Genomic DNA, 23747 nt, shown 5'->3' with positions numbered 1-23747 from the left:
GCACACCGTCCACCGACTGGCCCACAATGTCCCGGTGAACGACCCCGTACTCGCCTTCGCCGCCCTGCTCACCCCCGAGGGCCGCGCCCTCCTCGACGAGGTCCGCGGCACCGACCCGGCCAAGGAACTCGCCGTCGCCACCCGGCTGCGCCGCGACCACCCCGCCGACCTCGTCTCGGCGGCCCTCGGCCAGGCCCGGCTGCGGCAGCGCGCGGCGGCGGCGAAGTTCACGCCCGAGGACGCCGACCGGATGTTCTTCACCCCGAACGGCTTCGAACAGTCCACCCGCACCACCGTCGCCGCCCACCGCGCCGGCCGCCTCCGGGACCTGGGCGTGACCTCCGTCGCCGACCTCTGCTGCGGCATCGGCGGCGACGCCGTCGCGCTGGCCCGGGCGGGGGTGCGTGTCCTGGCCGTGGACCGCGACCCGCTCACGGTCGCCGTCGCCCGCGCCAACGCCGAGGCCCTGGGCCTGGCCGACCTCATCGAGGTGCGCGAGGCGGACGTCACGGACGTGGACACCTCCGGGTACGACGCCGTGTTCGTCGACCCCGCCCGACGCGGCGGCCGGGGCCGCGTCTTCGACCCCGAGGCGTACTCGCCCCCGCTGTCCTGGGCCGTCGGCGCCGCTACGGCCGCCCCGCTCGCCGCGCTGAAGATCGCCCCCGGAGTGCCGCACGAGGCGATCCCGGCGGCGGCCGAGGCGGAGTGGATCTCGGACGGCGGTGACGTGAAGGAGGCGGTGCTGTGGTTCGGGGCCGGGGTGCGTCCGGGCGCCGTGCGCGCAACCCTCCTTCCGGGCCCACGAGTTCTGCACGGCCGCGGTCTGCCCGACCCCGAAGTCCGCCCCGTGGGCCGGTACTTGTACGAACCCGACGGCGCCGTCATCCGCGCCCACCTGGTCGCCGAGGTCGCGGAGGAGGTCGGGGGCGGGCTCGTCGACGAGACGATCGCGTACGTGACGGCCGACGGACTGCGGCCCACCGCGTACGCCTCCGCCTACGAGATCACCGATCAACTCCCCTTCGGGGTGAAGAAGTTGAAGGCGCTGCTGCGGGAGCGGGAGGTGGGCGTCCTCACCGTGAAGAAGCGGGGGTCGGCCGTCGAACCGGAGGAGCTGCGCCGGAAGGTGAAGCCTCAGGGGCCCCACTCGGCGACCGTGTTCCTCACCCGGGTCGCGGGGGCACCGGCCATGCTGATCGGCCGCCCCGCCTGACGGACGGCGGCCCTACGACGCCTCCGCCGCCCGGCGCAGCAGGAGTTGGCGTTCGCGTTCGTTGCGGGCCAGCGAGGCCGCGCGTTCGAACTCGGCCTTCGCCTCCGCCGTCCGGCCGAGGCGCAGCAGCAGGTCGCCGCGGACGCTCGGGAGCAAGTGGTACTCGCGCAGGGCCGGTTCGGCGGCGAGGGTGTCGACGAGGGCCAGGGCCGGGGCCGGGCCGTCCGCCATCGAGATGGCCACCGCGCGGTTCAACTCCACCACGGGGGACGGGGTTCGGGCCGCGAGGAGGCCGTAGAGGACGGCGATCGTCCGCCAGTCGGTCTCCTCGTAGGTGTACGCGTGGGCGTGGCAGGCGGCGATGGCGGCCTGGAGGGCGTAGGGGCCGGGGGCGCCGGTGGAGACCGCGTCGGCGCGGCCGAGGGCGGTGATGCCGCGGGCGATGAGGAGGCGGTTCCAGCGGCGGCGGTTCTGGTCCCTGAGGAGGACGGGGGCGCCGTCGGGTCCGGTGCGGGCGGCCGACCGGGACGCCTGGAACTCCAGCAGGGCGGCCAGGGCGTGCACTTCGGGTTCCTTCGGCATCAGGCCGGCGACGAGGCGGGCCAGCCGGAGCGCGTCCTCGCAGAGGCTCGGGCGGAGCCAGTCGTCGCCCGCGGTCGCCGCGTACCCCTCGTTGAAGATGAGGTAGATGACGTCCAGGACGGAGCCGAGGCGGGCCTCGCGGTCGGGGCCGTAGGGGACCTCGAAGGCGATGTTCCTGGTGGCCAGGGTGCGTTTGGCGCGGACGATGCGCTGGGCGATCGTCGGTTCGGGGGCGAGGAAGGCACGGGCGATCTCGGGGGTGGTGAGGCCGCCGAGGAGGCGCAGGGTGAGGGCGGTGCGGGCCTCGGCGGAGAGGACCGGGTGGCAGGTGGTGAAGACGAGGCGCAGGAGGTCGTCGTCGATGTCGTCGGGGGCGGCGGGCTCCTCGGGCGGGGCCGTCGTCTCCAGGGTGCGGCCGATCTCCTGGAGCTTGCGGGCGTAGTTCTCGCGGCGCCGGATCAGGTCGACGGCGCGGTGTCTGGCGGTGGCCGTCAGCCAGGCGCCCGGGTTGTCGGGCACACCGTCCCTCGGCCACTGCTCCAGCGCGGCGACCAGCGCGTCCTGCGCCAGCTCCTCGGCGATGCCGACGTCCCGGACCAGCCGGGCGACGGCGGCGATGACGCGGGGGGACTCGATGCGGAAGACGGTCTCGATGGTGCCGTGCGGGTCGGTGGCGTGGCCGTGCGGGGCTGCGGTGGGCTGTGATTCCGGAGTCACAACCCACCATGCAACACCCCCGGCGGCTTCGGACCAAGGAAGGCCGGGCAGGGCCACGGAGCGCGCGGGGTGCTCAGCCCTCCGCGATCTCCCGTACCTCGCAGGTCACCGTCCAGAACTCCTCGTGGACCTTCAGGAACCGCTTCGTCCACTCGATCGCCTCGGCCATGTCCTTGCACTGCATGAGCGCGTAGCCGCCGACGACCTCCTTGGACTCGGTGAAGGGGCCGTCGGTCACGGAGATCCTGCCGCCCTCCCAGTGGACGCGGGCGCCCTGCGCGGTCGGGGTGAGGCCCGCGGTGTCGAGCATGACACCGGCCTTGGTGATCTCCTCGATCAGCTCGCCCATGCGCTGCATCAGCTCGGGGCTCGGTCCCTCGGCGGGGGCGGTCTTCTCGTCGATCTGCACGAGGGAGAGGTAGCGGGGCATGGTGACTCCTCGGGTCGTTCCGGCCGGGTCGTTCCCGGCCTTCCAACCATGCGTCGAACGACGGCCGCCCGGATCGACACACGCGCCGGAATTCCCCGAGGATTTTTTCCGGCCGTGCGTTTCCGCAGGTCAGCGCAGTGATTCCCACAGCTCGTCGGCCGCCGGCTGCTTCGCCACCACCCGGTTCGGGTCGGACGGGGCCGTGACGTTCGGCATCGTCACCGTCGTCACCGCGTCCGCCGACAGCCCCTTCAGGCTCTGGCCGAGGCCGATCAGTTCGCTCAGGGAGTCGAGGCCGGTGTCGGTGGTGAGGCTGTCGGTGACCGCGTCGGTGATCTCGTAGAGCTTGGCGGGATCGGTGAGCAGGTCGTGGGTGGATATCTGGGTCAGCAGGGCCTTCACCAGCATCTGCTGGAGGCCTATGCGGCCGAGGTCGCTGCCGTCGCCTATGCCGTGCCGGGTGCGGGCGAGGGCCAGCGCCTGCTTGCCGTCGAGGTGGTGGGTGCCCTTCTGGAGGTGCAGGTGGCTGTCGTCGTCGTCTATGTCCTGCGTGGTCGTCACCGTGACCCCGCCGAGCGCGTCGACCAGTTTCGCGAAGCCCGCGAAGTCGATCTCCAGGTAGTGGTCCATGCGGATGCCGGTGATCGACTCGACCGTCTTGACCGCGCAGACCGGACCGCCCACCGAGTACGCGCTGTTGAACATCGCGTTGTACGCCACCGCCGTCGAGCCGCCGGACGACAGCGGGCAGGACGGCCGGGTGACGAGGGTGTCGCGCGGGATGCTGACGATCGTGGCCTTCGTGCGGCCCGCGTCGAGGTGGACGACCATCGCCGTGTCGGAGCGGGCGCCGGAGCTGTCGCCGCCGCCGAGCGCCTTGTTCGCCTTGCCGCTGCGCGAGTCGGAGCCGAGGACCAGGATGTTCAGGGAGCCGGTCGGTACGGGGGACGCGGACGCGGCGGAGGGGGTGGTCACCGCCTTCGCGGGGCGGCCGGTGCCGAGCGCGCTGTCGATGTCGACGCTCTTGATGTTGTTGTTCAGGTGCCAGTAGGCCCAGCCCGCCGCGCCGGCGCCCAGGACGAGGGCGCCGGCCAGAGTGAGGCCGACGATCTTCAGGACGCGCGACCGTCGGCCCACTCGTCTGTCGTCCTCGGCGTTCCCGGCGTTCCCGGCGTTCTCGTTGTCCGTCACGGACAGGAACGTAAGTCCGAATTATTAGGAGAAAGTTAGGGGAGCCGTCCCGGTACGGTTTTCTGCGGAGAATCTCACGGTTCTCAGCCCCGCCTCACCCCTGGCGCACTCCCCCGCCTCCCTCATCCCAGGGTCACCGCGGGCACCGGATTGCTCCCGCTCCAGGACGCGTTGAACCCGAACGACACCGAACCGCCGTCCGGGACGGTCCCGTTGTAGCTCGCGTTCGCGCAACTCACCGCCGTGCCCGACTGGGTGCAGGTCGCGTTCCAGGCCTGGGTGATCCGCTGGCCCGCGCCGTACGCCCAACTCGCCTTCCAGGACGACAGCGAGGCCCCGGAGCACGCGATCGTCACCTGTCCGGTGAACCCGGTGTTCCACTGACTCGTCACGCTGTACGTCGCCGAGCACGCGCCGTTCGTCGGCGGCGGGGTGGTCGTGCCGCCGAGCGCCTCCGAGAGCCCGTCGTACGCCGGTTTCGGCGCGTAGTCGGCGTCGTACGGGGTCGCCGCGCCGTAGCCGGGGAAGGTGCTGTCGACCCAGGAGTCGGAGTCGGTGAAGCCCCACACGGTGACGTTCACGCAGCGCGTCACGGCGACGCAGGCGGCCATGACGCTCTTGAAGTCGGCCTTCTGCTGGGCCAGTTTCGTGCTGTCGGCGGGGAGCGCCATCCGTACGTCCAGCTCCGTGATGGCCACGTCCACGCCGAGGTCGGCGAAGCGCTGGATGTTCTGCTGGAGGGTGGCCGGGACCTGGCCGAGGACGAGGTGGGCCTGGAGGCCGACGCCGTCGATCGGAACGCCCGCCGCCTTGAGGGACTTGACCAGGTCGTAGAGGGCCGTGGACTTCGCGTTGACGCCCTCGACGTTGTAGTCGTTGATGTACAGCTTGGCGGCCGGGTCGGCGGCGTGCGCCCAGGTCAGCGCCTGCGCGATGTAGCCGGCGCCGAGGCCGTTGTACCAGAGGGTCGGGCGGTAGGTGCCGTCCTCGTTGAAGGGTTCGTTCACCACGTCCCAGGCGGTGATCTCGCCCTTGTAGCGGCCGACTTCGGTGCTGATGTGGTTCTGCAGCAGGCTGCTCAGCTGGGCCGACGTCCAGGTGCCGTTGGTCAGCCAGCCCGGGTTCTGGCTGTGCCAGACCAGGGTGTGGCCGCGCACCTGCTGGTGGTGGGCCTGCGCGAAGGCGACGATCTGGTCCGCCTCCGACCAGTTGAAGCTGCCCTGCGTCGGCTCCACGCTCCCCCACTTCATGGCGTTGCCGGGGGTGAGCGAGCTGAACTGGGCGCCTGCGATATCGCCGTAGGTGCCGGTGAGTCTGGAGCCGGTGACGGCGGTGCCGATGACTTTGCCGTTCGCGGCGGCGAGGTCGCGCAGCGGGGTGTCGGCCGCGTGTGCGGCGGGGGCCGCGAAGAGCATGACGGCGCCGGTGAACAGGGCCGCCAGGGACAAGCCGGTTCTCAGAGATCTCATGCGGGTGCCTCCGAAAGTTTCGGTTGTGCAACCGATTGGCTTCGGAGGAGTGTGGGGCGGCTCACCCCACCCGTCAATACGTCACCTTCCGGCCACGCGGGTCACGGCCGCACCCGTCCCGGCCGGCCCGGCTTCCGGCCGCGCGGCTCACTCCGCGGCCGGTGCCGCCGTACTGCTGCGCACCACCAGGCTGGTCGCCAGCTCCACCCGCCGCGCCGCCGAGGTCTCCTGCTCGCGCCCGAGGTCGAGCACCAGCTTCGCCGCCGCCTCGGCCATCTCGGTCAGGGGCTGCCGTACGGTCGTCAGCGGCGGGCCGACCCAGCGGGCGACCGGCAGATCGTCGAAGCCGACCACGCTCAGGTCCTCCGGGATGCGCAGCCCGAGTTCACGCGCGGCCTCGTACAGGCCGAGCGCCTGGAGGTCGTTGCCGGCGAAGACGGCGGTGGGCCGGTCCGGGCGGCGCAGCAGCCGGAGCCCGAGCCGGTAGCCGGCCTCGTGATGGAAGTCGCCGGTGGTGATCAGCGAGGGGTCGACCGGCAGCCCGGCCGTCTCCAGCGCGGCCCGGTAGCCGTCGACCCGGGCGCGGCTGCACATCATCCGGGACGGTCCGCTGATCGCGCCGATCCGGGTGTGGCCGAGTTCGACCAGGTGCCGGGTGGCGGCGAGCCCGCCCTGCCAGTTCGTCGCGCCGATCGAGGGGACGTCGGCGCCCGGGTCGCCCGCCGGGTCCATCACCACGAACGGGATGGAACGGCTGGTGAGCAGCGCCCGCTGCGACTCGTCGAGCCCGGACAGCACCAGGATCACGCCGTGCGGGCGGCGCGCGGCGACCTGGTCGGCCCAGGTCCGGCCCGGGGTCAGCCGTCCCGCGCTCTCGCTCAGCACCACGCTCAGCCCGGAGTCCCGCGCCACGTTCTCCACGCCCCGGATGACCTCCATCGCCCAGGCGCTCTCCAGCTCGTGGAAGACCAGGTCGATCAGCGGGGAGCGGGTCGCCTCGGCGCGGCGGCGCCGGTAGCCGTAGACGCGGAGGAGTTCCTCGACGCGGGTGCGGGTCGCGGGGGCGACGTCGGCACGGCCGTTGAGGACCTTCGAAACAGTCGGAGCCGACACTCCGGCCTCGCGGGCGATCTCGGCGAGCGTGGCGGTCTGGGTCGGTCGACCCGCTGTCTGGGTTTCGGCGGAATCCGGGGCTGTCATGGCGGCGATCGTATCCCTGCGCGACCTCTTGACGAACCCCCGCACGCGTCTTACGTTCCCGGAACATTCGTAGAACGGCTCGAAACATTCGCACGAGAGGTGCTGTCCATGCTGCCCAAGGAGCCCAACACGCCCAACGGCGGGCGTACGTTCAGCAGGCGCTGGGTGCTCGGCGCCGGTGCCACCACCCTGCTCACGACCGGACTCACGGCCTGCGGTTCCAGCGACAGCACCGGCGGCAGCAGCACGGTCACCGCCTTCACCTACGGCGACGACGCGGCGAAGGTGCAGGTCAAGGCCGTCACCCGGTTCAACGCGTCGGCGGCGGCGAAGAAGGCCAAGGGCAGGATCAAGCTGGAGAAGGTGCCCGGCACGGACTACCCGGCCAAGCTGCGCACCGCGATGGGCTCGCCGAACGCGCCGGACGTCTTCTTCAACTGGGGCGGCGGCTCGATCAAGGCGTACCAGGAGGCCAACCAGCTGGTCGACCTCACCGACACCATCAAGAGCGACCCGGTCCTCAAGGACGGCTTCCTGCCCTCCGTGCTCGCGGCGGGCGCGCTCAAGGGCAGGAACTACGGCATACCGATGCGCGGCATGCAGCCGGTGATCCTCTTCTACAACAAGACCGTCTTCGCCGCGCACAAGCTCCAACCGCCCACCACCTGGGCCGAGTTGACCGACATCAACAAGAAGCTGAAGGCCGCGGACATCACGCCGTTCGCGCTCGGCGGCGCGGACATCTGGCCCGAACTGATGTGGCTGGAGTACCTCGTCGACCGGATCGGCGGGCCCGAGGTCTTCGAAAGGATCAAGAACGGCGACGCGTCCGGCTGGGGCGACCCCGCCGTCCTCAAGGCCGCCGAGACCGTCAAGCAGCTCATCGACGACGGGGCGTTCGGCAAGGGGTTCAGCTCCGTGTCGTACGTCAACGGGGGCGCGCCCGCGGTGTTCGCCAAGGGGAAGGCGGCGATGCATCTGATGGGGTCGTGGGAGTACTCGACGCAGCTCGGCAAGTTCCCCGACTTCGCGAAGAACAACCTGGGGTGGGTCGCCTTCCCGAAGTACGAGGGAGGTGCGGGCGACATCCGCAACGTGGTCGGGAACCCCACCAACTACTGGTCCGTGAACGCCCGTACGGGCAACAAGGACGCGGCGATCGCCTTCCTGCGGGACTGCGCCTCGGAGACCTACGCCAAGGATCTCGTGGCCAACGGGGACATTCCGACCACGTCGAACGCGGAGAAGCTGCTCGACTCCTCGCCCAACCCCGAGTTCGCGAAGTTCCAGTACCAGATGGTGCAGCAGGCACCGGCGTTCACGCTGAGCTGGGACCAGGCGGTGGATCCGGATGTGTCGACGCCCATGCTGACCGAGATCAACAAGCTGTTCGTGGGGAAGAGTTCACCGGCGCAGTTCGTGTCGGCGCTGAAGGGGCTGAAGTGAGCGAGCGCTCCGCGGAGGGGCCCGCCGTTCGGCTGCGGGCCCGTCCTGGCTCGTCCCGCCGTTCCCCGCGCCCCTATCGGGGCGCCGCACCGCACGGCGTCTGGGCCGTGCCCGGGGTCGTGTTCTTCGTCTTCTTCGCCGTGGCGCCCATGGTGTTGGCGGTCTACCTCTCCTTCACCTCGTGGAACGGGCTCGGGGACCCCAAGCCCGTCGGCCTCGCCAACTGGGACAAGCTGGTGCACGACGACCGGCTGACCCAGTCCCTCACCATCACCGTGCTGCTGACGGTGACGAGCTGGGTCTTCCAGACCGTCGTGTCGCTTCTCCTCGGGGTCTGGGCGGCGGGACGGCAGCGCAACCGGGCCGTCCTCTCCGCGATCTTCTTCGTGCCGTTCCTGCTGTCCTCGACGGCGATAGCGCTGCTCTTCTACGCGCTGCTCGACCCGAACTTCGGGGTCATCCACCAGGACACGCTGGGGACGACGAGCGGGGCGTTCCTCGCGATCGTGTTCGTCGGGGGATGGCAGTTCATCCCCTTCCACACGCTGATCTACCAGGGCGGGGCCCGGCAGATCCCCGACGTGCTCTATCAGGCGGCGGCCATCGACGGCGCGGGACGGTACCGGCAGTTCTTCTCGATCACGCTGCCCCAGCTCCGCAACACGGCCACGACGTCCAGCGTGCTGATGATCGTCGGCTCGCTCACCTACTTCGAGACCGTCCTGATCCTCACCCAGGGCGGCCCGGGGACGGACACGGCGATCCTGCCGTACCTGATGTACGAGGCCGGGTTCAAGAGTTACGACTTCGGCTACGCGAGCGCGATAGCGACCTTCCTGGTCGTCGTCGCCACCGCGCTGTCCCTGGTCCTGGTCCGGCTGACCGGTTTCGGCGCCATGCGCAGTACCCACGAAGGGATGTGACGGAGTGTCACACGACACGTTGCCGCGTCCGGTGAAGACGGCGGGGGAACCGGTGGAACCGCCGCGCACCCGAAGGCGCCGGCACTGGACCAGACGGCCCAACCCCGTCGCGGGGCTCGGCTCGCTGCTCTGGCTCGCCGTCGTCATCGTGCCGATCTACGCGATGATCTCGGCCTCGCTCACCCGCCAGGACGAGGCGCTGGGCAACAACGCCCTGAAACCGCCCACCGATCCGACCTTCGCCAACTACAACACCGTCCTGCACAACGGCTTCGGCCACTTCCTCGCCAACACGGCGCTGGTGGCCGCGGCGGTCGTGGGCATCGTCCTGGTGCTGTGCGTGCCGCTGGCCTACGTGGCCGTACGCACCCGGACGGTCTGGTCGGGCGGGGCCTTCCGGCTGTTCCTGCTGGGAGTCGCGATCCCGGCACAGGCCGTCGTGGTCCCGCTGTACCTGATGATCGCCAAACTCGACCTGTACGACAGCCTGTTGGCGGTGATCCTGCCGACGGCGGCGTTCGCGATGCCGGTGTCCGTGCTGATCCTGACCGGCACGCTGCGGGACATCTCGGAGGACCTGTACGAGGCGATGGCGCTCGACGGGGCCTCGGCGACCCGGATGCTGTTCCAGCTGGTCGTCCCGATGACCAAGGGCGGGATCAGCGCGGTCGTCGTCTACGCGGCGCTCCAGGCCTGGAACGGCTTCCTCTTCCCGCTGATCTTCACCCAGTCCGACGGCCCCCGGGTCCTCACGCTCGGACTCTTCAACTACGTCAGCCAGTTCGGCGTGAACATCCCGGCCCTGCTCGCCTCGGTCGTTCTCTCCGGCATCCCCATCTTCGCCGTCTACCTGGTGGCCCGGCGCGCCCTGGTCGGCGGCCTGATGGGGGTGGGCGGCAAGTGAGCCGCCCCATCTCACCTTCTCCGAACGGAGTTTCATGACCACCGCCCCCTGGCGCGACCCCGCCCTGCCCGCCGCCGCCCGAGTCGACGACCTCCTCGCCCGGATGACCCTGGAGGAGAAGACCGCCCAGCTCTACGGCGTCTGGGTGGGCGCCGCCACCGACGGCGACGGGGTGGCCCCGCTCCAGCGCGAGATGACCTCGGACTACGACTGGGACGAGCTGATCACCCGGGGGCTGGGCCAGCTCACCCGTTCCTTCGGTACGGCCCCGGTGGACCCGGAGCTGGGCGCGCAGGCGCTGGCCCGCGCACAGCGCCGGATCGCGGCGGCGGGGCGTTTCGGCATCCCGGCGGTCGCCCACGAGGAGTGCCTGGCGGGCTTCACCGCGTGGGGTGCGACGGCGTACCCGGTACCGCTGGCGTGGGGCGCGAGCTTCGACCCGGGGCTGGTCGAGGAGATGGCCCGGCGCATCGGCGCGGACCTGCGCTCGGCCGGCGTCCACCAGGGTCTCGCCCCGGTCCTGGACGTCGTACGGGATCCGCGGTGGGGGCGGGTGGAGGAGACGATCGGCGAGGACCCGTATCTGGTGGGGACGATCGGGGCGGCCTATGTGCGGGGGCTCGAATCGGCCGGGGTGGTCGCGACGTTGAAGCACTTCGCCGGGTACGCGTCCTCCGTGGGGGCGCGGAATCTGGCGCCTGTGCGGGCGGGGGTGCGGGAGTTCGCGGACGTGACGCTGCCGCCGTTCGAGATGGCGCTGCGCGAGGGCGGGGCGCGCTCGGTGATGGCGGCGTACAACGAGACGGACGGCGTCCCGGCGTCGGCCGACCCCCGGCTGCTGACCGAACTCCTGCGGGAGGAGTGGGAGTTCACCGGCACGGTCGTCGCCGACTACTTCGGCATCGGCTTCCTGGAGACGCTCCACCGGGTCGCGGGCAGCCCGGCGCAGGCCGCGCACGCGGCGCTGGAGGCCGGGATCGACGTGGAGCTGCCGACGCTGAAGTGCTACGGGAAGCCGCTGGTCGAGGCGGTGCGGGCGGGAGAGATCCCGGAGTCGCTCGTGGACCGGGCGGCGCGCCGAGTGCTGGAGCAGAAGGCCGAGTTGGGGCTCCTGGACGAGGACTGGTCACCGGAGCCCACACGCCCGATCGACCTCGACTCGCCGGCGAACCGCGCCCTGGCCCGTCGACTGGCCGAGGAATCGGTGGTGTTGCTGGACAACCCGGACGGCGTGCTGCCGCTCGCGCCCGAGGCGCGGATAGCGGTGGTGGGCCCCCGGGCGGCGGACGCGCTGGCCATGCTCGGCTGCTACTCCTTCCCGTCCCACGTGGGCACGCATCACCCCGAGGTGCCGACGGGGATCGACATCCCGACGGTGTTGGAGTCGCTGCGGGCCGAACTCCCGGACGCCAAGGTGACGTTCGCGGAAGGGTGCGATGTCTCCGACCCGGACGCGTCCGGGTTCGACGAGGCGGTCGCGCGGGCGACGGAGGCCGACGTGTGCGTGGCGGTGCTCGGCGACCGGGCGGGCCTGTTCGGGCGCGGCACGTCGGGTGAGGGCTGCGATGTGGCGGACCTCCGACTGCCCGGCATCCAGGCCGACCTGCTGGACGCGCTGGTCTCGACGGGCGTCCCGGTGGTGCTGGTCCTGCTGACCGGCCGCCCCTACGCGCTGGGCCGCTGGCAGGGCCGTCTCGGCGCGGTGGTCCAGGCGTTCTTCCCCGGCGAGGAGGGCGGCCCGGCGGTCACCGGCGTCCTCTCGGGCCGCGTGAACCCGTCCGGCCGCCTCCCGGTGAGCGTCCCGCAGGCGCCGGGCGGCCAGCCCTGGACGTATCTCCAGCCGCCCTTGGGCCTGGCCGACGAGGTCAGCAACCTCGACCCGACCCCGCTCTACCCCTTCGGCCACGGCCGCTCCTACACGAGCTTCGCGTGGGAGGTCACCGGGCCTCCGGCCCAGGAGATCGACACGGACGGCTCCTACGACCTGCCGGTCACCGTCCGCAACACCGGCGACCGCCCCGGCACGGAGGTCGTCCAGCTGTACCTGCACGACCCGGTCGCCTCGGTGACCCGCCCGGACGTCCGGCTGATCGCCTACCAGCGGCTGGAGCTGGCACCGGGCGAGGCGGCCCGGCTGACCTTCCGCTTCCACACCGACCTCTCCGCCTTCACCGACCGCACCGGCCGCCGGGTGGTCGAACCGGGCGTACTGGAACTGAGGCTGGCGGCATCGAGCGCGGACGTACGGCACACGACCCGCCTGAACCTGACGGGCCCCGTACGAGTGGTGGGCACCGAGCGGCGACTGCGGTGCGAGGCGGAGGTGCGGGGGGAGGCGGGGATGCGGGGCGAGGCGTGAGGACCATCCCTACGCGCCCATCGACTCGAACCGCCACCGGTGGACGGTCCGGGTCACCAACTCCTCGTCCGGATCCGGGAGTTCGGGGAGTTCGGCGTCGGGCTCCGCGTGCCACCAGGTGATGACGAGCACCCGGTCCCCGGGGGCGCGGAGGAACTCGCGGCGCAGGGGTTCGGCCGGAAGCCGCTGGGCCCGCGCCCAGGCGAGGAGTTCGGGCCCCCGCCCCTCCGCCGCCCGGGCCTCCCACATCAGCGCGACCGTCACGAGTACAGGTTCTCCTTGCTGACCTCGTGGACATGGTCGTGGTGGTGGTGTCCCGGGACGTGGGGGTCCGTCACCGGGAGGGACGAGTCGGCGGAGAGGTCCCAGTCCGAGGGGGTGCGGTTGCGGGCGACCATCTCCGCGCCCAGTGCGGCGACCATCGCGCCGTTGTCCGTGCAGAGCTTGGGGCGCGGGACGCGGAGGCGGATGCCGGCGGCCTCGCAGCGTTCCTGGGCCAGGGCGCGCAGGCGGGAGTTGGCCGCGACACCGCCGCCGATCATCAGGTGGTCGACGCCCTCGTCCTTGCAGGCCCGTACGGCCTTGCGGGTCAGCACGTCGACGACGGCCTCCTGGAAGGACGCCGACACGTCACGCACCGGCACGTCCTCCCCCGCCGCCCGCTTCGCCTCGATCCAGCGGGCCACGGACGTCTTCAGCCCGGAGAAGGAGAAGTCGTACGCCGGGTCGCGCGGGCCGGTCAGTCCGCGCGGGAAGGTGATCGCATCGGGGTCGCCCTCCTTCGCGTACCGGTCGATGACCGGGCCGCCGGGGAAGCCGAGGTTCAGCACTCGCGCGATCTTGTCGAAGGCCTCACCCGCCGCGTCGTCGATCGTCGCGCCCAGCGGCCGTACGTCCGAGGTGATGTCGGAGGAGAGGAGGAGCGAGGAGTGGCCGCCGGACACCAGGAGCGCCATCGTCGGTTCGGGCAGCGGGCCGTGTTCCAGCTGGTCCACGCAGATGTGGGAGGCGAGGTGGTTCACGCCGTAGAGCGGCTTGCCGAGGGCGTAGGCGTAGGCCTTGGCCGCCGAGACGCCGACCAGCAGGGCGCCCGCGAGCCCGGGGCCCGCCGTGACCGCGATGCCGTCGAGGTCCCGGGCGCTCACGCCCGCGTCCTTCAGCGCGCGCTCGATCGTCGGGACCATCGCCTCCAGATGGGCGCGGGACGCCACTTCCGGTACGACGCCGCCGAAGCGGGCGTGCTCGTCGACGCTGGACGCGACCGCGTCCGCCAGCAGGGTGGTGCCGCGGACGATCCCGACGCCGGTCTCGTCGCAGGAGGTCTCGATGCCGAGCACAAGGGGTTCGTCAGTCATGGATCTCGGTTCCTTGTACGGAAGGTGACCCCTCGGCGGAGCCGCTGTCGGGATCTGTGGTCAGGCGCATCACCAGGGCGTCGACATTGCCCGGCTGGTAGTAGCCGCGTCGGAAACCGATCGGGGCGAAGCCGAAGCGCTCGTACAGCTTCTGCGCGCGGATGTTGTCGACACGGCACTCCAGCATGACCTCGGCGCACTCGAACTCGCTTGCCGCGGTGAGCAGTTCGGTCAGCAGGGTGGCGCCGAGGCCGGTGCCCCAGTGGTCGCGGGCGACGGCGATGGTCTGGATGTCGGCCTGGTCGCCGTTGGTGGCGAGACCGGCGTAGCCGATGACCCGGACGCGGCCCTCGTCCTGCTCGCCGGTCGCCTCGGCCACCAGGTACCGCCGGGTCGCCTCGGGGCCGCGCGCGTGCGCCAGCTCGGACCAGAACATGCCCCGGGACCAGGCGTCCTCGGGGAAGAGGTCCTTCTCCAGTTCCAGCACGGGATCGATGTCCCACCAGCGCATCTCGCGCAGCCGAGGGCTCAGGGATTCGGTCACTTGGGGGTGACCACCTTGTAGTTCTTGGGCACCTGGGCGTCCGGCCGGCGCAGGTACAGCGGCCGGGGCGCGGGGAGTTCGACGCCCGCCGCGAGTCTCTCGGCGGCCAGCGAGGCGAGCGCGGCGGCGGACACGTGCTCCGGCTCGTGCGCGCTGGGGAAGGTGTCCGGGTAGAGCAGCGCACCGGCGCCCACGGCAGGCAGTCCGGCCACCTGCCCGGCGATGTCGGCGGGCCGGTCGACCGCCGGTTCGGTGAGGCGGGTGCGGGAGTCGGCGTAGCGCGCCCAGTACACCTCCTTGCGCCGCGCGTCCGTGGCCACCACGAAGGGGCCGTCGAGGTCGGCGGCGTAAGCGAGGCCGTCCAGCGTGCACACACCGTGCACGGGGACGCCGAGCGCGAGGCCGAAGGTGTCGGCGGTCATCAGCCCGACGCGCAGCCCGGTGTAGGGGCCGGGGCCGATGCCCACGACGATTCCGGTGACGGCGTCGAGCCTGAGCCCCGCGTCGGCGAGCACGTGGTCGACGGCCGGGAGCAGCAGCTCACCGTGGCGGCGCGCGTCCACCTGACTCGACGAGGCGATGACGGCCTCGCCGTCGTGCAGGGCGACGGTGACGGCGGGGGTGGCGGTATCCAGAGCGAGCAAGAGCACGCAAACAGCCTACGGCTCCGGCGCCGCGAGCACGGCCGCCCCGGTCACCCCGGCCCCGACTGCTACGGTCACCTGGGGTCACCGGACTTACGGGATGTACGGGACCGAACGGGACACCGTCACTGGACGGGCGAGACGCGGAGGTGGGTGCCGATGGCCGGCAGCAGCGCGGGGATCGTGGCCGGGCTCACCGTGGCGGCCGTCGCCACGGTCGGTGTCCTCGCCTATCAGGCGTCCGCGACCGTCCCGGCCGGGACGGGGGACGCGGCCCACGCGAGGACCGCCCCCGCCGCGGCGGCGGCCAAGAAGGCCCCGCGCGACAAGAGGAACCCCGCCGCGCTGCCCGCCGGGTCCGGCAGGGGCGAGCGGGTCGTCTACTCGGTGGACGACGACCGGGTGTGGCTGGTCACCGAGAAGAACAAGGTCGTCCGCACGTTCAAGGTCACCCCCGGCACGGTCGACCCGCACACGGGCACCTATCCGGTGACCTCGCGCTCGAACGCCATCCTCGGCACCGACGGCACCCCCATCCAGCACGTCGTCCGCTTCACCAACGCGGACGGGGTCGCCATCGGCTTCAGCGCGGCGGTCAGCGGCGAGACGGCGGAACCCGACCCCACGGCGAAGTCGGGCGGCATCCGCGAGTCGATCGACGACGGCGCGGCCATGTGGGAGTTCGCGACCATCGGGCAGTCGATCGTGGTAATCCGCTGAGCAAGTGGAACAGGGGCCCGGGCCCCAAGGGGCGCGGGGAACTGCGCGCCCGGCCACGACGCACCCGCAGCCGAACGGCTACGCGGCTTTACGCGGCTCGACCGGCGGAGCCTCCGGCGCACGCGGCGGCGTGGAGACGGCCCGGGCGGCCTCGCCCGCGGCCAGCAGCTCCCGCATGGACACCGCACCCGGCACACACGGCCGCACCCACTCACGCTGATCCTCTGAAGCCGACATGGACGCCTCCTCGGAGCCGGGGGCAGGCGTAGTTAGGTAGACCTAACTACGAACTGGATACCATGTGACCACGCCCGGGACCCGGAACGCAACATCTTGCCGACACCTTGTCGGAACCCACACCCCCCGCACCCCCTGGTCAGGCGTCGAGCACACCCAGTTCGACCGAGGCCCACCGCGCGCCGAGCCCCGTGACCGTGACATGCCGTACCTCGTCGGTGGTGTCGCCGACGGCCCGGTGGATGACGAGGGACAGCCGGTCGTCCGTCAACTCCTCGACCTTCCCCTCACCCCACTCCACGACGATCACGGACTCGGGCAGCGAGACATCGAGATCGAGGTCCTCCATCTCGTCGAGCCCGCCGCCCAGCCGATACGCGTCGACATGGACGAGCGGCGGCCCCTCCCCCAGCGAGGGGTGCACGCGCGCGATGACGAACGTCGGCGAGGTGACCGCGCCCCGGACCCCGAGCCCCTCCCCCAGCCCCCTGGTCAGGGTGGTCTTGCCTGCGCCCAGCTCGCCCGTGAGCATCACGAGGTCGCCCGCGCGCAGCAGCTTGGCCAGCCTTCGGCCCAACTCCCGCATCTGCTCGGGGGAGTTGACGGTGATCGATACGGACAGGGGCTCAGCCGCGCTGTGCGGTGCTGCTGGTGCTTCCATAGCCGCTTACGGTAGCCCCTGCGGGCACGGCACCCGCGCGGGTGAGCAGGTCCGCGAGGCGGTCGGTGACCACTTCCGGGTGCTCCAGCATGACCAGGTGCCCGGCGTCCGGCACGAGCACCAGCTCGGCGTCCGGCAGCAGATCGGCGATGGCCTCGCTGTGCTCACTGGGCGTGACGAGATCGCCGATCCCGGCCAGCACGAGCACCGGCATGTCCGCGAAGCGGGCGAGGGCGGCCGTCTTGTCGTGGTCGGTGAACGCCGGGTAGAACTCGGCGACGACGTCGATGGGCGTGCCCTCGATCATCCGCTCGGCGAACCGCGCGACCGCCGGATCGACGTCCCGGGACGCGAACGAGTACCGCTTGATGATCCCGGCGAACAGATCGGCGGTGGCCCGCCGCCCCCGCTCCACCAGCGCGGCCTGCTGCCCGAGCGCCTTCAGCACGCCGGGCAGGATCCGCCGTACCGCGTTGACCCCGGCGACGGGCAGGCCGAAGTTGACCTCGCCGAGCCGGCCGGAGGACGTGCCGACGAAGGCCGTGGCGACGACCCGGTCGCGGATGAGGTCGGGGTACTGGTCGGCGAGGGCCATCACGGTCATGCCGCCCATGGAGTGGCCGACGAGCACGATCGGGCCCTCGGGAACGGCCGCGTCGATCACGGCCTTCAGGTCGCGGCCCAACTGGTCGATGGTGAGCGGCATGTCGTCTTCCAGCTGCGCGACCCCGCGTGCGGAACGGCCATGACTGCGCTGGTCCCAGTGCACGGTCCGCACGACCCCGCGCAGGGCGGCGCGCTGGAAGTGCCAGGAGTCCTGGTTGAGGCAGTAGCCGTGGCTGAAGACGACGGTGACGGGGGCCGGGGCCTTGCGCCCGAAGAGGCGGCGGCGCCTGGGCGTCACGGAGACATCGGGCTCGATGTCGTCGACCTCGTAGTACAGCTCGGTGCCGTCGTCCGCCCGGGCCGTGCCGGGGGTGCCGCGCAGCGAGCCGTAGGGTCCCGTCGAGTCCAGCGCCAGGCGGGCCCGCTCGCGCATCCCGCGCCCGACGGTCATCCGCTCTATGGCGACACCGGCCGCGGCGCCGGCGGCGATCACCCCTATCGCGGCACCGGCGATACCGGTCGCCTTGCGCCAGTTGCCGGTCACCCCCGTGGCGGCGGAGGCCACCGCGGCGACCGCCTCCGCACTGCTCTCGCTCACGTGCCGCTCCTCTTCACGTCAGGGCCCCGCGCCGGGTCGTCCTCCTCGTGCCCGGGCGCGGCCTCCCTGACGTAGACGCGGGGAACGCGTGTTCCGATGCGGGTCACGATCTCGTAGGCGATGGTGCCCGCGGCCTGCGCCCAGTCCTCGGCCGTCGGCTCGCCGAGGTCGCCGGGGCCGAAGAGGATCGCCTCGTCCCCGGCCTCCGGTTCGTCCCCGCCGAGGTCCACGACGAACTGGTCCATGGCGACCCGGCCGGCGACGGTGCGCCACTTGCCGCCGACGAGGACCGGGCCGGTGCCGGAGGCGTGCCGGGGGATGCCGTCCGCGTAACCGACGGGCACCAGGCCGAGGGTGGTGGTGCCCGGGGTGACGTAGTGATGTCCGTAGCTCACGCCGTGGCCGCCCGGGACCTGCTTCACCAGGGCGACGGACGCCTTCAGGGTCATCACCGGACGCAGCCCGAAGTCGGCCGGGGAACCCACCTCGGGGCTGGGCGAGATGCCGTAGACGGCGATGCCGGTGCGGACGAGGTCGAAGTGGGCGTCCGGGCGGGTGAGGGTGGCGGGCGAGTTGGCGATGTGCCGTACCTCGGGGCGTACGCCCAGGCGCTCCGCGTGGGCGACCGTCTCGCGGAACAGGGCGAGTTGGGCGTCGATGGACGGGTGTCCCGGCTCGTCGGCGCAGGCGAGGTGCGACCAGAGTCCGGTGACACGGACCAGCCCCTCGGCCTCCGCGCGCAGGGCGGCACCGACGAGTTCGGTCCAGTCGGCGCCCGGCTGGCATCCGTTGCGCCCGAGTCCGGTGTCCGCCTTGAGCTGCACGCGCGCGGGACGGCCAACGGCGCGGGCGGCGGCGGTGACCTCCTCCAGAGCCCACATCGCGCTCAGCGACACATCGAGGTCGGCCTCGATGGCCTCGCGCCAGGGTCCGCCCGGGGTCCACAGCCAGCACATGATCCGGGTGCCGTCCGGCAGTCCGGCGCGGGCGCGCAGGTCGAGGGCCTCCTCGGGCGTCGCCGTACCCAGCCAGGTCGCGCCCGCCTCGACGGCCGCGCGGGCACACGCCAGGGCCCCGTGGCCGTACGCGTCGGACTTGACGACGGCCATGAGGGCCGCGCCCGGCGCGAGGGCGCGCAGGGCACGGACATTGGCCCGCAGGGCGCCCAGATCGATCTCGGCACGGGCCCGCAGGGGCGAGGTCGGCACAGCAGCTGTCTCATTCATGACGCCCCCAGTCTCTCAGAGGGGACCGACAATCCCGCAGGCCCGCCCGGGGTCTGTCCGGCGGACCGGGTCCGCGGCGGCGGAACCGGCCGGACACGGCCTAGTTCCCGGGCCGGTGGCCCCAGACGTAGACGCGGTCGCCCTTCTTGAGGACTCCCCAGAGCTTGCGGGCGTCGGCGAGCCGGAGGTTGACGCAGCCCCAGGAGCCGACGGTGGTGTAGATGCTGCCGTAGACGGCGTGGAAGGCGATGCCTCCGTCGAAGAACTGGGCGTACGGCATGGGGCTGTTGTAGAGCGTGGACCAGTGGTTCTTGTGCTTCCAGTAGATCGTGTGCCAGCCGCCCCGGGTCACATGTCCTGTGCGTCCGCTGCGCATCGGCACCGGTCCGAAGACGACCCTCCCGCCCTTCTGCACCCACGTCAGTTGCCGGTCGAGGTCGACGCAGGCGACGCGGTACGAGCGCACGGGGCACTTCCTGGCCGCGTTGGGGTTCTTCTTCGCCGCCAGCAGCTGCATCCGGGCCCAGGTGACGGGTCCCGCGAAGCCGATCGCGGGCTTGATGCCCTGCTTCTTCTGAAAGGCCCGGATGGCCCTGCAGTCGGCGGCCGACTGCTTCCCGTCCACCCTCAGCCGCAGCCACCGCTCCACGCCCCGCTGGTAGGGCCCGGTCTGCTTGCTGCACGCCACCTTGGCGACGGCGTCCCCGATCGGCACGTACTCGACGAGCGCGTACGTCCCCAGGGCGGCGTCCCGGGGCTCGACCCGGTCCTCCTCGGCGGTCGGCGTGTACACCTTCGGCGCGAGCGCCTGATCCGGAGTGTCGATCTGCCACGGCTGATACGGCCCCGGGGGCACCCCCGGCACCAACTCGCTCTCCGCGGGCCCGGCGGCGGGCGCCGGCACCGGTCCCTCACTGGCCCAGGCACCGCCGGCCCCGACGGGGAGGGCGATCACCGCGGTGAGCAGCACCGCGATACCTCTGCGCGCGATTCGTGTACTGATCATGCGATCAGCGAAACGCGCTCCCGGGACCCCGTCCGGCTGCCGCGCGGAGGGGTCACCCTTATTGCCGAGCCCTCACCCCCGCACCACGTCCCGCCAGGCCGCCCGCACCCCCTCCGCCACATCGTGCGCCCCCACCGGCGCCCCGTCCGCCGCCCATCTCCCGGCCAGCCCGTGCAGATACGCCCCCGCACTCCCCGCGTCGAACGCCGACAGCCCCGACGCCAGCAACGACCCGCAGAGCCCCGACAACACGTCCCCGCTGCCCGCCGTGGCCAGCCATCCCGTCCCGGTCGGGTTGACCCGCACCGCCCCGCCCCCCGCGTCCGCGACCAGCGTCGTGGACCCCTTCAGCAGCACGGTCGCCCCGTACCGCCCCGCCAGCTCCCGCACGGACTCCAGCCGAGCCCCCTCGACCACCCCCCGGTCCACCCCGAGAAGCGCCGCCGCCTCCCCCGCGTGCGGAGTCATCAACGTCGGCGCCCTGCGCGCCCGTACGGCATCCGGATCGGCCAGCCGCAGCCCGTCCGCGTCGATGAGCACCGGCACCTCGGCGGTCACGACGTCCGCGACGGTGGCCGCGTCGTCGCCGCCGCCCGGCCCGACGACCCACGCCTGCACCCGCCCCGCCTTGAGCGGCCCCCCGTCCGACACCAGCACCTCGGGGAAGCGCGCGATGACCGCGTCCGCGGCGGGACCGACGTACCGTACGGCCCCCGCCCCGCCCCGCAGCGCGCCCGCGACGGCGAGCACGGCCGCCCCCGGATACCGGCCGGACCCGGCGGCGATGCCGACCACACCCCGCCGGTACTTGTCGCTCTCGGCGCTCGGTACGGGCAACAGCCGTACCACGTCGGCGTGTTGGAGGGCCTCCAGCTCGGGTTCGGCGGGGAGTTCCGCGTCGAGCCCGATGTCGACGAGCCGTACGGAACCGGCGTACTCGCGCGCGGGATCGATCAGCAGCCCTGGCTTGTGCGCGCCGAAGGTGACGGTGACGTCGGCGCGTACGGCCGCGCCGCGCACCTCGCCGCTGTCCGCCTCGACGCCGCTGGGCAGGTCGACGGCGACGACGAGCGCCCCCGAGTCCGCCGTGAGCGTCGCGAGCCGGGCCGCGTCGGGCCGCAGTCCGCCCGTGCCGCCGATGCCGACGATGCCGTCGAGGACGAGATCGGCGCGCAGGACGGTGTCCTCCGCGTCGGCGGCGGCGACGGTACGGCCGCCCGCGCGCAGCAGCGCGGCGAGCCCGCCCGCGTGGGTGCGGCCGGGCGCCAGGAGCACGGCGGCGACGGCCGCCCCGCGCCGGGCCAGCCGCGCGCCGGCGTACAGGGCGTCACCGCCGTTGTCGCCGCTCCCCACCAGCAGGACGACCCGGCTGCCGTAGACCCGGCCCAGCAACTGGGCGCAGGCGGCGGCGAGTCCGGCGGCGGCACGCTGCATGAGCGTGCCGTCCGGGAGCCGTGCCATGAGGGCCTGTTCGGCCGTCCTTACCGTCTCCACGCTGTACGCAGTCCGCATGCGGTCGAGTCTGCCCCGGATGAGCCGGGCCCCGCATCCGGGCGTCGGAGGTCGGCCCCTGTCACCCCTCCGCGATGACCACGGCCGAGGCGACCCCGGCGTCGTGGCTGAGGGAGACGTGCCAGGAGCGGACGCCCAGTTCGGCCGCGCGGGCCGCGACCGTGCCGGTGACCCGCAGCCGGGGCTGCCCGCTCTCCTCGACGTACACCTCGGCGTCCGTCCAGTGCAGTCCGGCGGGGGCGCCGAGCGCCTTGGCGAGGGCCTCCTTCGCGGCGAAGCGGGCGGCGAGGGAGGCGTTCCCCCGCCGCTCCCCGCTCGGCAGCAGCAACTCGCTGTCCAGGAAGAGGCGTTGGGCCATTCCCGGCGTACGTGCGAGGGACGCCGCGAACCGGTCGATCTCGGCCACGTCGATACCAACCCCGATGATGCTCATGCCGAGCACCCTACGGCCGCGCCCGCGGAGTTCAGGCGGCGTCGAGCGCCTCGGTGATCTTGCGGGTCATGTCGGCCATGACGGGGCTGTCGGCGTTCCGGTCGGTCCGGGTGCCCGCTTCGAGGGCGACGAGGACGGTGCCGCGGAAGTTGTCGGCCTCGGCCGGGTCCTGCTTCCTGAGCACGCTCATGGCTTCGGTCAGGGCCGGCAGGACGTGGTCGGCGAGTGCGGCGACGGACCGGCCGTCGAGCCCCTTGATCCGCGACTTCTCGGCGAGCACGTACCCGATCGGGCCGGTCGCCGAGGCCAGCGCGATGCTGCCCCGGGTGGCGACCTTGTGCGGCGAACCGGCGGCCCCGGCGGCGGCCATCAGCGAGACGGCGCCGTACGCGGCGGTGCGCAGGGTGTTCTTGTCCTGGACGGTGAGGTTGATGCCCATGGTGACGCTCTCCTAGGATCCGGCGCGGCCCCGGGTCGGTGCCGCTCGCCTTCGTTGTGATCCAGAGCTTGCGCCCGCCCGGTTTCACCGCGCCTTCAGAGCGACTTCAGGGTGCTTTCAGAGCACTTTCAGGGGCGGGCCCGACGACCCGGACGCCGCGCCGCCAGACGCCCGCGACCAGGGGGACGCCCGGGCGGTAGGCGAGGTGGACGTGGCTCGGGGCGTCCAGGAGGGTCAGGTCGGCGCGGGCGCCCGGGACGAGGCGGCCGACGTCGTCGCGGCGCAGGGCCGCGGCCCCGCCGGCCGTGGCCGACCACACCGCTTCGTCCGGGGTCATGCCCATGTCCCGTACCGCGAGGGCGATGCAGAAGGGGACGGAGGAGGTGAAGGACGAGCCGGGGTTGCAGTCGGTGGACAGCGCGACGGTGGCGCCCGCGTCCAGCAGGCGGCGGGCGTCCGGCCACTGGGCGCGCGTGGAGAACTCGGCGCCGGGCAGGAGCGTGGCGACCGTGCCGCCGTTGGCCAGGGCGTCCACGTCGGCGTCGGTGAGGTGGGTGCAGTGGTCGGCGCTGGCCGCGTCGAGTTCCACGGCGAGCTGGACGCCGGGGCCGTACGAGAGCTGGTTGGCGTGGATGCGGGGGTGGAGGCCCTTCGCCCGGCCCGCGGTGAGGATCGCGCGGGCCTGGTCGCCGTCGAACGCGCCCTTCTCGCAGAACACGTCGATCCACCGGGCGTGCGGGGCGCAGGCGTCGAGCATCTCGCCGGTGACCAGGGACACGTATCCGGCCGGGTCGTCGGCGAAGTCCGGGGCGACGATGTGGGCGCCGAGGTAGGTCACCTCGTCCGTGTGCGCGGCGGCGATGCGCAGGGCGCGGGACTCGTCGGCGACGGTCAGGCCGTAGCCGGACTTGGTCTCGAAGGTCGTGGTGCCCTGGCGGAGCGCCTCGTCCAGGTAACGGGTGAGGTTGGCCTCCAGTTCCCCGTCGCTCGCGGCGCGCGTCGCCGCGACGGTGGTGCGGATGCCGCCCGCGCTGTACGCCCGCCCGGACATCCGGGCGTTGAACTCCTGCGTGCGGTCGCCCGCGAAGACGAGGTGCGAGTGGGAGTCCACGAAGCCCGGCAGGACCGCCCGCCCACCGGCGTCGACCCGGTTGTCAGTGGCGGGTGCTTTGCTGGATTCACCGGTCCACACGACACGGTCGCCGTCGATGACGACGGCCGCGTCCTGGATCAGCCCGAGGGGGGAACTGTCACCGAGGGAGGGGTCGTTGGTGACCAGCGTGGCGATGTTGGTGATGACGGTGCTGCTCATCGTGTCCTCGTGGGTGC

Annotated in this window: 24 protein-coding genes; 6 read left to right on the top strand and 18 right to left on the bottom strand. The window is 72.4% G+C overall.

Features of this window, described 5'->3' with window-relative positions:
• Positions 1–34 precede the first annotated feature (34 nt).
• On the top strand, positions 35–1216 hold the full coding sequence (locus ACIPTO_RS08425) for a methyltransferase domain-containing protein (RefSeq protein WP_401190217.1): 1182 nt from the start codon (positions 35–37) through the stop codon (positions 1214–1216).
• Positions 1217–1228: 12 nt separating this feature from the next.
• Here ACIPTO_RS08425 and ACIPTO_RS08420 read toward each other — a convergent pair whose 3' ends face one another.
• From ACIPTO_RS08420 to ACIPTO_RS08400, 5 genes are all read right to left on the bottom strand, one after another.
• A complete protein-coding gene (locus ACIPTO_RS08420) occupies positions 1229–2515 on the bottom strand; it encodes an RNA polymerase sigma factor (protein ID WP_401190216.1) in 1287 nt (428 codons plus the stop codon).
• A 73-nt stretch (positions 2516–2588) separates the two neighbouring features.
• Positions 2589–2945 (bottom strand): YciI family protein, encoded by a 357-nt coding sequence (locus ACIPTO_RS08415; RefSeq protein ID WP_366316481.1) that lies wholly within the window; start codon positions 2943–2945, stop codon positions 2589–2591.
• A gap of 129 nt (positions 2946–3074) precedes the next feature.
• Positions 3075–4082, bottom strand: a complete 1008-nt coding sequence (locus ACIPTO_RS08410; protein WP_366317106.1) for an LCP family protein — start codon at positions 4080–4082, stop codon at positions 3075–3077.
• A gap of 176 nt (positions 4083–4258) precedes the next feature.
• Positions 4259–5605, bottom strand: coding sequence for an endo-1,4-beta-xylanase (locus tag ACIPTO_RS08405; RefSeq protein ID WP_401190215.1), 1347 nt, complete (start codon positions 5603–5605; stop codon positions 4259–4261).
• Positions 5606–5752: 147 nt separating this feature from the next.
• Positions 5753–6805: a LacI family DNA-binding transcriptional regulator gene (locus ACIPTO_RS08400; protein ID WP_366316485.1), complete on the bottom strand. Its 1053-nt coding sequence runs from the start codon at positions 6803–6805 to the stop codon at positions 5753–5755.
• Between the two features lie 108 nt (positions 6806–6913).
• On the opposite strand from ACIPTO_RS08400, the gene ACIPTO_RS08395 reads away from it, so the two are divergent.
• From ACIPTO_RS08395 to ACIPTO_RS08380, 4 genes are read left to right on the top strand one after another with little or no spacing between them, the layout of a single operon-like run.
• The gene (locus ACIPTO_RS08395) at positions 6914–8251 is read left to right on the top strand and encodes an extracellular solute-binding protein (protein ID WP_366316486.1); all 1338 of its coding nucleotides are present in this window, start codon (positions 6914–6916) and stop codon (positions 8249–8251) included.
• A gap of 32 nt (positions 8252–8283) precedes the next feature.
• Complete coding sequence (locus ACIPTO_RS08390) at positions 8284–9174, top strand: carbohydrate ABC transporter permease (protein ID WP_401190843.1); 891 nt, start codon at positions 8284–8286, stop codon at positions 9172–9174.
• A gap of 4 nt (positions 9175–9178) precedes the next feature.
• Entirely contained in the window at positions 9179–10078 is a 900-nt protein-coding gene (locus ACIPTO_RS08385) for a carbohydrate ABC transporter permease (RefSeq protein WP_401190214.1), read from the top strand.
• Positions 10079–10112: 34 nt separating this feature from the next.
• Entirely contained in the window at positions 10113–12437 is a 2325-nt protein-coding gene (locus ACIPTO_RS08380) for a glycoside hydrolase family 3 N-terminal domain-containing protein (protein ID WP_401190213.1), read from the top strand.
• Between the two features lie 9 nt (positions 12438–12446).
• Here the strand turns inward: ACIPTO_RS08380 and ACIPTO_RS08375 are convergent, their stop codons facing one another.
• The 4 genes from ACIPTO_RS08375 to tsaB are packed head-to-tail and all read right to left on the bottom strand — an operon-like array spanning position 12447 to position 14986.
• The gene (locus tag ACIPTO_RS08375; protein ID WP_366316490.1) at positions 12447–12701 is read right to left on the bottom strand and encodes a hypothetical protein; all 255 of its coding nucleotides are present in this window, start codon (positions 12699–12701) and stop codon (positions 12447–12449) included.
• Positions 12698–13792: a tRNA (adenosine(37)-N6)-threonylcarbamoyltransferase complex transferase subunit TsaD gene (gene tsaD / locus ACIPTO_RS08370; RefSeq protein WP_366316492.1), complete on the bottom strand. Its 1095-nt coding sequence runs from the start codon at positions 13790–13792 to the stop codon at positions 12698–12700. Before tsaD ends, ACIPTO_RS08375 begins: the two co-directional genes overlap by 4 nt.
• Positions 13785–14303, bottom strand: a complete 519-nt coding sequence (rimI, locus tag ACIPTO_RS08365; RefSeq protein ID WP_401190841.1) for a ribosomal protein S18-alanine N-acetyltransferase — start codon at positions 14301–14303, stop codon at positions 13785–13787. The genes tsaD and rimI overlap by 8 nt, the downstream gene beginning before the upstream one ends.
• A 29-nt stretch (positions 14304–14332) precedes the next feature.
• Complete coding sequence (gene tsaB / locus ACIPTO_RS08360; RefSeq protein WP_401190212.1) at positions 14333–14986, bottom strand: tRNA (adenosine(37)-N6)-threonylcarbamoyltransferase complex dimerization subunit type 1 TsaB; 654 nt, start codon at positions 14984–14986, stop codon at positions 14333–14335.
• Between the two features lie 153 nt (positions 14987–15139).
• Here tsaB and ACIPTO_RS08355 point away from each other — a divergent pair, with 153 nt between their 5' ends.
• On the top strand, positions 15140–15700 hold the full coding sequence (locus ACIPTO_RS08355) for a hypothetical protein (RefSeq protein WP_401190211.1): 561 nt from the start codon (positions 15140–15142) through the stop codon (positions 15698–15700).
• A gap of 78 nt (positions 15701–15778) precedes the next feature.
• Here the strand turns inward: ACIPTO_RS08355 and ACIPTO_RS08350 are convergent, their stop codons facing one another.
• The 9 genes from ACIPTO_RS08350 to hutI all read right to left on the bottom strand — a co-directional run bounded on the left by ACIPTO_RS08350 (position 15779) and on the right by hutI (position 23730).
• Positions 15779–15937: a hypothetical protein gene (locus ACIPTO_RS08350; protein WP_401190210.1), complete on the bottom strand. Its 159-nt coding sequence runs from the start codon at positions 15935–15937 to the stop codon at positions 15779–15781.
• Positions 15938–16076: 139 nt separating this feature from the next.
• Complete coding sequence (gene tsaE, locus ACIPTO_RS08345) at positions 16077–16598, bottom strand: tRNA (adenosine(37)-N6)-threonylcarbamoyltransferase complex ATPase subunit type 1 TsaE (protein ID WP_401190209.1); 522 nt, start codon at positions 16596–16598, stop codon at positions 16077–16079.
• Positions 16564–17802: an alpha/beta fold hydrolase gene (locus ACIPTO_RS08340; protein WP_401190208.1), complete on the bottom strand. Its 1239-nt coding sequence runs from the start codon at positions 17800–17802 to the stop codon at positions 16564–16566. Before ACIPTO_RS08340 ends, tsaE begins: the two co-directional genes overlap by 35 nt.
• A complete protein-coding gene (gene alr, locus ACIPTO_RS08335) occupies positions 17799–19028 on the bottom strand; it encodes an alanine racemase (protein WP_366316506.1) in 1230 nt (409 codons plus the stop codon). Before alr ends, ACIPTO_RS08340 begins: the two co-directional genes overlap by 4 nt.
• 100 nt (positions 19029–19128) lie before the next feature.
• Complete coding sequence (locus tag ACIPTO_RS08330) at positions 19129–20034, bottom strand: L,D-transpeptidase family protein (RefSeq protein ID WP_366316508.1); 906 nt, start codon at positions 20032–20034, stop codon at positions 19129–19131.
• A 72-nt stretch (positions 20035–20106) separates the two neighbouring features.
• On the bottom strand, positions 20107–21546 hold the full coding sequence (locus ACIPTO_RS08325; RefSeq protein ID WP_401190207.1) for an NAD(P)H-hydrate dehydratase: 1440 nt from the start codon (positions 21544–21546) through the stop codon (positions 20107–20109).
• Positions 21547–21607: 61 nt separating this feature from the next.
• Positions 21608–21979 carry a holo-ACP synthase gene (locus ACIPTO_RS08320; protein ID WP_366316512.1) on the bottom strand — a complete coding sequence of 124 codons (372 nt, stop codon included), beginning with the start codon at positions 21977–21979 and terminating at the stop codon, positions 21608–21610.
• A gap of 31 nt (positions 21980–22010) precedes the next feature.
• Positions 22011–22418: a hypothetical protein gene (locus ACIPTO_RS08315; protein WP_401190206.1), complete on the bottom strand. Its 408-nt coding sequence runs from the start codon at positions 22416–22418 to the stop codon at positions 22011–22013.
• A 106-nt stretch (positions 22419–22524) separates the two neighbouring features.
• Positions 22525–23730 carry an imidazolonepropionase gene (gene hutI / locus ACIPTO_RS08310; protein WP_401190205.1) on the bottom strand — a complete coding sequence of 402 codons (1206 nt, stop codon included), beginning with the start codon at positions 23728–23730 and terminating at the stop codon, positions 22525–22527.
• Positions 23731–23747 lie beyond the last annotated feature (17 nt).

Source organism: Streptomyces sp. NPDC090083 (genome assembly GCF_044747445.1).
Lineage (GTDB): Bacteria > Actinomycetota > Actinomycetes > Streptomycetales > Streptomycetaceae > Streptomyces.
Note: the sequence above shows the minus strand (reverse complement) of the source record. Positions and strands in the feature narration are given on the sequence as shown.